At 73.9% G+C, this 7,050-nt stretch carries 5 protein-coding genes; 4 read left to right on the top strand and 1 reads right to left on the bottom strand.

Annotated elements, in window-relative coordinates; translation table 11 throughout:
• Positions 1-370: 370 nt before the first annotated feature.
• The 3 genes from MTQ10_RS25455 (at position 371) to MTQ10_RS25445 (ending at position 5,144) form a co-directional block, all read left to right on the top strand.
• Entirely contained in the window at positions 371-1,369 is a 999-nt protein-coding gene (locus MTQ10_RS25455) for an SMI1/KNR4 family protein (RefSeq protein WP_247472498.1), read from the top strand.
• A gap of 7 nt (positions 1,370-1,376) precedes the next feature.
• Complete coding sequence (locus MTQ10_RS25450) at positions 1,377-4,052, top strand: SUKH-4 family immunity protein (RefSeq protein WP_247472497.1); 2,676 nt, start codon at positions 1,377-1,379, stop codon at positions 4,050-4,052.
• Positions 4,053-4,259: 207 nt separating this feature from the next.
• Positions 4,260-5,144: a cellulose-binding protein gene (locus tag MTQ10_RS25445; RefSeq protein ID WP_247472496.1), complete on the top strand. Its 885-nt coding sequence runs from the start codon at positions 4,260-4,262 to the stop codon at positions 5,142-5,144.
• A 50-nt stretch (positions 5,145-5,194) separates the two neighbouring features.
• Here MTQ10_RS25445 and MTQ10_RS25440 read toward each other — a convergent pair whose 3' ends face one another.
• A complete protein-coding gene (locus MTQ10_RS25440; protein WP_247472495.1) occupies positions 5,195-6,115 on the bottom strand; it encodes a LysR family transcriptional regulator in 921 nt (306 codons plus the stop codon).
• 151 nt (positions 6,116-6,266) lie between these two features.
• Between MTQ10_RS25440 and MTQ10_RS25435 the strand changes: the two genes are divergently transcribed.
• Positions 6,267-6,968, top strand: coding sequence for a zinc-binding dehydrogenase (locus MTQ10_RS25435; RefSeq protein WP_374117686.1), 702 nt, complete (start codon positions 6,267-6,269; stop codon positions 6,966-6,968).
• The last annotated feature ends 82 nt before the right edge of the window (positions 6,969-7,050 follow it).

The following is a 7,050-nucleotide window of genomic DNA, read 5'->3' as shown; positions in this document are numbered from 1 at the left end:
GTGTGGGGGTGGTTCGGGGGTTGTCGGTGGGGGCGCTGTGTGGCGCCTGGCGCGGTCCTGTGTCTGTGGCGTTCATGATCGTCATCCCCTCCCGAGCATCCCCCCGGTCGGTCCAGAGTGCCAAATGGCGTGGTGGGTGTGGAAGCTGGGGCGGTGCGACACGCCAGGGGCCGGGCGGGCTGTCACGGTGTTGTGACCGGGGGTCACGGAAGTGGAGGGCCGGTGACCGGTGTCGGTGTACCGCTTAGGCTGTCGGCACCGCGATGGGTGCGGTCAACGCGTTGGAGACCGTTGGAGACAGTCGGATACGGGGCGTAGCGGGCGAAGGTGTTGCTACGGCTCGTACAGAGTGCCGCAGGGGGCAACCGCCATGACGACAGGTCGGCTCGGGCAGCATTCCGTGCCGCCGAACGCGGCTTACGCCGGGCAGGTCGTGCACTTCCCGGATCCGGTGCGGGCGGCTCGTCATCCGAGAGGGGTGCGGGTGGACGAGCGCGGGTTTCCCGACTTCTCGCCGTATGCGCGGGCTGCTGTGGAGATTGCGGAGCCGCCTGAGGGCTTCGGGGTGGATGAGCTGCGGCTGACGGATTATGTGTCGGCGAATGCGGCGTGTGCGGCGGCTGGGCACGGGTTGTGGGACACGGTGTCGAGTGTGGCGACGCCGCATGGGTGGACGTGGCATCACGTGGTGGGTTCGCGGCGGCTGGAGTTGGTTCCGGTCGAGGTGAAGGCGTTGTTGCGGCATCACGGTGGTGTGGCGACGGCTGCGGTGGATCAGGGGAAGCGGGGGACGCGGCCGTTGCAGGAGACGCGGCCGGCGCATTTTCGGCTGCCGAAGTCGGGTGTGGCGGTGTCGGAGCAGCAGGTGTTGGGGGTGGAGGAGGATCTGGGGTATCGGCTGCCGGGGGCGTATCGGTCGTTCTTGAAGGCGGCTGGTGGGTGTGCGCCGGTGGGTGCGGCGTTGGATCCGGGGCTCGGGTTGCTGGTGGATCAGCCGTTCTTCACGGTGCGGGATGAGGCGGCGGTCAATGATCTGGTGTATGTGAACAAGTGTCTGCGTGATCACCTGACGAAGGATTATCTGGGGGTCGGGTTCGTGCAGGGCGGTCTGCTCGCTGTGAAGGTGAAGGGTGAGCGGGTCGGTTCGGTGTGGTTCTGTGCGTACGACGATGCGCGGGATGTGGATCCGTCGTGGTCTCCGGCGGAGCGCGTGGAGCGGTTGTTGTTGCCGTGCGGGGACGATTTCGATGCCTTTCTGTCCCGTTTGGCGGGGGATCCGCCGGAGTTGGAGACGGTGGCGAATCTGATGGTGGACGGCGGTTTCGCGCGTTCGGTGCCGGTGGGTTCGGCTGTTGCGGGCGGGGAGTGAGGTTGCGATGGTGACGTTCGCGCAGGCGCAGGAGCGTGCGGAAGAGTGGATCAACGGGGATGTTCCGGCGTACCAGCATCGTGAGGTGCGGGTGCGGGAGTTCGACCTCGGTTTTGTGGTGTGGGGGGAGGACCGTGCGGACGGGCCGCGTTCGGACGGTGGTGCGCAGCGGTTGGTGATTGCGCGGGACAGTGGTGAGGCGACGTTGTGGCCGGCGTTGCCGGTGGGTGAGGTGATCCGCCGGTACGAGGAGGCGTACGGGCGTGGGGTGGAGCCGGAGGTTGCGGTGCCGCCTGTGCCGGCGCGGGTGGATCTGAATCAGACGTCGTTCTTGTTGACGCCGCCGGAGTGGTTGCAGGAGGCGGCGGACAAGCTGGGTGTTCCGGATCGGCGTGGTGGGTCCGGGGGTGGCGGGCCGGCGGAGACTCGCGGTGGTGGCGGTCTTGCGGAGACGCAGGCCGGGCCGGGGGTGGCTGGGGGGGCTTCTGAGGTGTCCGGTGGGTCCGGGGGGTCTTCGGGTGTGTCCGGTGCGTCCGGTGGGGCGTCGGGTGCGGTGCCTGTGCCGGAGGGGGCGACGCCGTGGACGGGGACGGACACGAATGCGGACACGGGGGAGGACCGTTCGGTGCCGTTGCCGGCGACGGTGTTCGCGCCGCCGCTGGTGGAGGAGGAGGGTGAGGACGCGCCGCCGGTGGCTCCGCCGGATGCGAAGACGGCGTTGATGTCGGGCGGCAGTCAGCTTCCGCCGACGGCTGTGGCGCCGGCGCTGGACGGGGCGGGGATTTCGGGGGCGCCGTCGTACGGCTATCCGCAGGCGCCTGCGGCTCCGGGGGCGCCTGCGGCTCCGGGGGCTGCGGGTACGCCTCCGGCGGGTGTGCCTGCGCCGGGTGCGCCGGGTGCGCCGGGTGCGTCGGGTGCGTCGTCTCAGGGGCAGCCGCCTGTGCCGCCGGTGCCGGGTGCGCCGCAGCCGCCTGCCGCTCCGGGTGCGCCGTCGCGGCCGCTCGCGCCGAACGCCGGTGACATCGCGGACGCCGCCACGAGCAAGGCGGCGCCGCCTCCGCGCCGTGGCCGGGGTGCGACGCCGCCGCCTCCGCCGGGCGCTCCGGGCGTGCCGGGTGCGGGTTCCGTGCCTGCGCCGCCGGGTGCCCCGGGTACGCCGGGCGCGGCCGGTGGGGCCGGGGGCGCGGCGGGCGGTTACGTGCCGACGCAGTTGGTGTCGCAGTTGCCGGACGGTCCGGAGGGCGCGTCGGGTGCGCCCGGTGCACCGCAGCCGCCGGGGGCTCCCGGCGCTCCGGGTGGTACGCCTCCGGGCGGGGTGCACCATGCCGCGACGATGCTCGCCGACCCCAACCAGCCCGGCCCGGCCGGGCGTGGGGGCGTACCGCAGCCGCCGCAGCCGCCTGCCGCGCCCGGTGCTCCGGGTGCTCCGGGGGCCCCGCAGCCTCCGGCCGCCCCGCAGCCGCCGGGCGCGCCGCAGCCGCCGGCTGCCTCGGGTGCCCCGGGTGGGGTGCATCACGCGGAGACCATGCTGGCCGCGCCTGCGCCGGGCGGCCCGGGTGTGCCTCCGCCGCCGCCCGGTGTCGGTGTGCCGGGGGCGCCGCAGCCGATGCCGCCGGGTGCGGTGCCCCCGCCGCCCGGTCAGCCGGTGCCGGGGCAGCCGATGCCGGGTCGGCCTGCGGCGTACGGGTATCCGCAGCAGCCGCCGGGTCAGCCGATCGTCGGCCCCGGTTATCAGGCCGTGCTGCGCTATCGCGCGCAGGACGGTTCGGAGCAGCAGTTGATCCGGCGTTCCGCGCCGGGCGTGCCGCACCCGGAGTGGCAGATCTTCCACGAGCTGCGTGCGATGAACGTGCCGCCGGACCAGGTGCTGGAGCTGCACACCGAGTTGGAGTCGTGCGAGCTGCCGGGCGCGTACTGTGCGCGGATGATCCGGGAGCAGTGGCCGCAGGCGCGGATCACGTCGATCGCGCCGTACGGGACGGATCACGCGAGTCGGCAGCAGGGGATGCGGCAGTTGCTGGCGCATCAGGGTGAGCTGCATCAGGTGGCGGACGGTCCGGCGCGGCCGGCTCCGGTGCGGGTGCCGTTGCCGCCGGTGCAGCCTGCTGCGCCGGTGCCGCCGGAGGCGGTGGCGCAGGAGTTGGCGGCTGCGTTCGGGCCGGGTGTGTTCCGGTTCGAGCAGGCGGCGGTGTCGCGTCAGGGGGTGCCGCCGGTCGTGGCGCATTCGCTGGTGGTGGCGGGTCTGCCGGTGGACTTGGGTCCGTTCTTCTGGGCGCAGGCGCAGCCGGGTCGGCCGGTGCCGACGCTGGCGGAGCTGGCTGCGGAGCGGGGTGTGCAGGCGGCGCCGGATGCGGGCTCGTATCTGGTGATGGGCAGTGACTTCGGCAAGGCGCTGTGTGTGCAGTACGGGACGGCGCACATCGTGGCGGTGCCGGTGGAGGCCGGGCCGGGCGGTGGTGCGGTGCCGCCGCAGTTCGTGAACACGGGTCTGCCGGAGTTTCAGCGGTGCCTTGCGCTGCTGGGGCGGATGTGGCGGCTGCGGTTCGGTCTGAACCAGGAGCAGGCGGGTCGTTGGACGGTCGATTTCCAGGCGCAGTTGGCGGCGTTGGATCCGGCGGCGCTGGGTTCGCCGGAGAGCTGGTGGTCGGTGCTGCTGGAGCAGATGTGGGACGGGCTGCTGTGATGCGAACGCTTGTGTGATGGCGGTGAGTCGAGGGGCTGCCTCGGTCTTCGGACCGGGGCAGCCCCTTTTTCTTCTCGGGTGCTCGGCACGAGGGCCGTGGGCGGTGGGCCCCGCGCGGAGTGTCGCGTTATGGCCGCTGCTGCCTGATCCATCAAGATATGCGCGAAATATTCATTTCGCTCCGGTTGGGTGGAGAGGGGTTCCAGGATGGCCAGCACACCGGTCTCGCCCCACGGCTTCGCGGTCGTGCGGGGACGCGGCTACCGGCCCGCACAGGTCGACGCCTGCACCGACGCCCTGTGCCGGGACCGTGACGCCGCCTGGGAGCGGGCGGCCCGTCTGACCGTGCTCGTCCGTGACATGGAGGAGGAGGCCGAGCGGTTGCGTGAGACCGTCGCACGGCTCGCGCCTCAGACGTACGAGACGCTGGGGGAGCGCGCACAGCGCCTGTTGCGGCTCGCGGAGGAGGAGGCGCGCATCGTACGGGAGCGCGCGCAGGGCGCGGCGGGGGAGGAGCGGGCGCGTGCGGAGGAGTACGCCGCCGGGGTGCGCGAGGAGGCGCGGTCGTACGCCGATGCGCTGCGAGCCGAGGCGGACGCGGAGGCGGTGCGGCGGGTGGAGGCGGCGCGTGCCGAGGCGGACGGCATCCGGGTCGCGGCCCGCCGTGAGGTGAAGGCGGGCCGGCGTGAGGCGCTGGCGGTGCTGCGCGATGCGCGGGAGCGCACCGCGGGCATGCTCGCGGGGCAGGACGCGGAACACGCGCGGCGGTGGGCGGAGTCGGAGCGGCTCGTGGCCGAGCGGGAGGCGCAGGCGCGGGCGCGGCAGGCGCGGCTGCTGGTGCGGGCGGAGGCGGCGCTCGCGGAGGCGGAGCGGGGCCGCGCGGAGGCGGCGGAGGCGGCTCGGCGCTGTGAGGAGGAGGCGCGGGCGCGTGCGGTGGAGCTGCTCGCCGAGGCCCGGCTGTGTGAGGAGCGGATCGCGCGGGAGACGGAGCGGGTGCTGCGGGAGCACGGGGAGCGCTGGGACGACGTGAGTGCGCACATGGACGCGATGCGGGACAGCCTGGCCGCGCTGTCGGGCCGCCTCGTGGAGTGACGCCCGGCCGTCCGGCGCGGTGACCTGCGCGCGGTGGACCGCGCCCGGGGTCAGGGGGGTTCGGGCAGCCAGTCGCGGCTCGGGGTGTACTCCAGCCAGCGGCCGGTGCGGGCGTGGGCGGCGCAGGCGGCGGTCAGCCGGTCCAGGCCGGGATGGCGGTCGCCGGTGCGCCACAGCAGCGACCACGCGTACAGGGGTGTGGGGTCGACGAGGGGTACGGTGCGCAGGCCGCGGGTGTCGTCGGGCAGGGGCACGTCGGCGGGGAGCAGGGTGAAGCGGCGCGGGTCGGCGGCGACGTCCGCGAGGAAGTGGGCGAGGCCGAGGTTGACGCCGGCGGTGCGGCCGGTGATGCCGAACCGGTCGGCGAACCGGTGGAGGAAGTCGAGCCGGTCCAGGGGGCCCGGCGTCCACAGCACGCTGTCGCGGAGGTCGTCGGGGCGCAGTGCGTCCCGGTCGGCGAGGGGATGCCCGGTGGGCAGGACGGCGTCGACGGGTTCCAGGCGGACGAGGCGGTGGGCGAGGGCGGGGTGCAGCGGGGGGTGGGCGCGGCCGAAGGCGGCGTCGATGTCGCCGCGCAGCAGCGCCTGGGTGACCGACGGCAGGTCCCGGCCGTGGCCGAGGGTCAGCGTTCCCGCTTCGTGGGCGACTTCGGCGAGGGTGCGCATGGGTGCGTACAGGTGGCCCCAGACGTCGACGCGCAGGGGCCTGGAGGTGTCGGTGACGGCGGCGACGGCCGCATCGGCGGCGGCGACGGTACGGCGGGCAGGTTCGAGGAAGCGCCGGCCGGCGTCGGTGAGGGTGACGGTGCCGGGGCCGCGCAGGAACAGGCGGGTGCCGAGGAGCGATTCCAGGCGGGCGATGCGTTTGGACAGGGCCTGCTGGGAGAGGCTGAGCGCGGCGGCGGCCCGCCCGAAGTGCAGTTCCTCGGCGGCGCGGACGAACGCGCGTATCTGTGCCACGTCGAGATCCACGCCGCCCACCCTAGAGGTGCCCGTCCCCGGGGAAAGGACGCGGTGCACGCCGCTCGGGCCGGTGGCTCCCACCTGCTGCGACAACCGTGGGTTGTCGGCTGTGCGCGATCGTTGTTGGAGCGCGGGCCGGGCCGGGGGTTGCATGGCTGGCATGCGACAACTGATTCCCACAGGGGATGTGGCGTGTCCGGTGGCGTTCGCGGAGGTCCCCCAGCCGGTGCCCGGGCCCGGTGAGGTCCTGGTGAAGGTGGAGGCGTTCTCCCCGAACCGGGGTGAGACGTTCCTGCTGGAGAGGCCGGGGCCCGGCTGGACGCCCGGCAAGGACGTCGCCGGTCTCGTGGTGCAGGCCGCCGCCGACGGCACCGGCCCGGCCGTCGGGACACGCGTCGTGGGGCATCCGCCGGGCGCCGGCTGGGCCGAGTACGCGGCCGTGCCCACGCACTCCCTGGCCGTGCTGCCCGACGGCATCGACAATGTGCGGGCGGCGGCGCTGCCGCTGGCCGGGATCACCGCGCTGCGGCTGCTGCGCGCGGCCGGCCCGCTCGCCGGGCGGCGGGTTCTGCTCACGGGCGCCTCCGGCGGTGTCGGCCACTACGTCACCGAGTTGGCCGTCGGCGGTGGCGCCGACGTCACCGCCGTGACCGCCACCGCGCGGCGGGGCGAGCGGCTCGGCGCGTTCGGCGCGCGGGTCGTCCACGACCTGGCCGACGCCGCCGGCCCCTTCGATGTCGTCCTTGAGTCGACGGGCGGCGCGAACCTGCCGGTCGCGGTGTCGCTGCTGCGGCCCGGCGGCACCCTCGTGTGGTTCGGATGCTCCTATGGCTGTCAAGCCGCTGGAGCCAGGTCGGTTTGAGTGATTCGTTCGGTCGGTGTGCTGGTCAGGGCCCGGTAGACCTCGCGGGCCACGAAGCGTTTGAGGCAGCGCATGATGTCCT

The sequence above is a fragment of the Streptomyces sp. XM83C genome (genome assembly GCF_023072675.1).
GTDB lineage: Bacteria > Actinomycetota > Actinomycetes > Streptomycetales > Streptomycetaceae > Streptomyces > Streptomyces thermocoprophilus.
This window is presented reverse-complemented; position numbering and strand designations above follow the sequence as displayed.

Bases quoted from the DNA above. Each gene is read 5' to 3' on its own strand.
- MTQ10_RS25455 (WP_247472498.1), top strand. From the start codon at position 371: ATGACGACAGGTCGGCTCGGGCAGCATTCCGTGCCGCCGAACGCGGCT.
- MTQ10_RS25450 (WP_247472497.1), top strand. From the start codon at position 1,377: ATGGTGACGTTCGCGCAGGCGCAGGAGCGTGCGGAAGAGTGGATCAAC.
- MTQ10_RS25445 (WP_247472496.1), top strand. From the start codon at position 4,260: ATGGCCAGCACACCGGTCTCGCCCCACGGCTTCGCGGTCGTGCGGGGA.
- MTQ10_RS25435 (WP_374117686.1), top strand. From the start codon at position 6,267: ATGCGACAACTGATTCCCACAGGGGATGTGGCGTGTCCGGTGGCGTTC.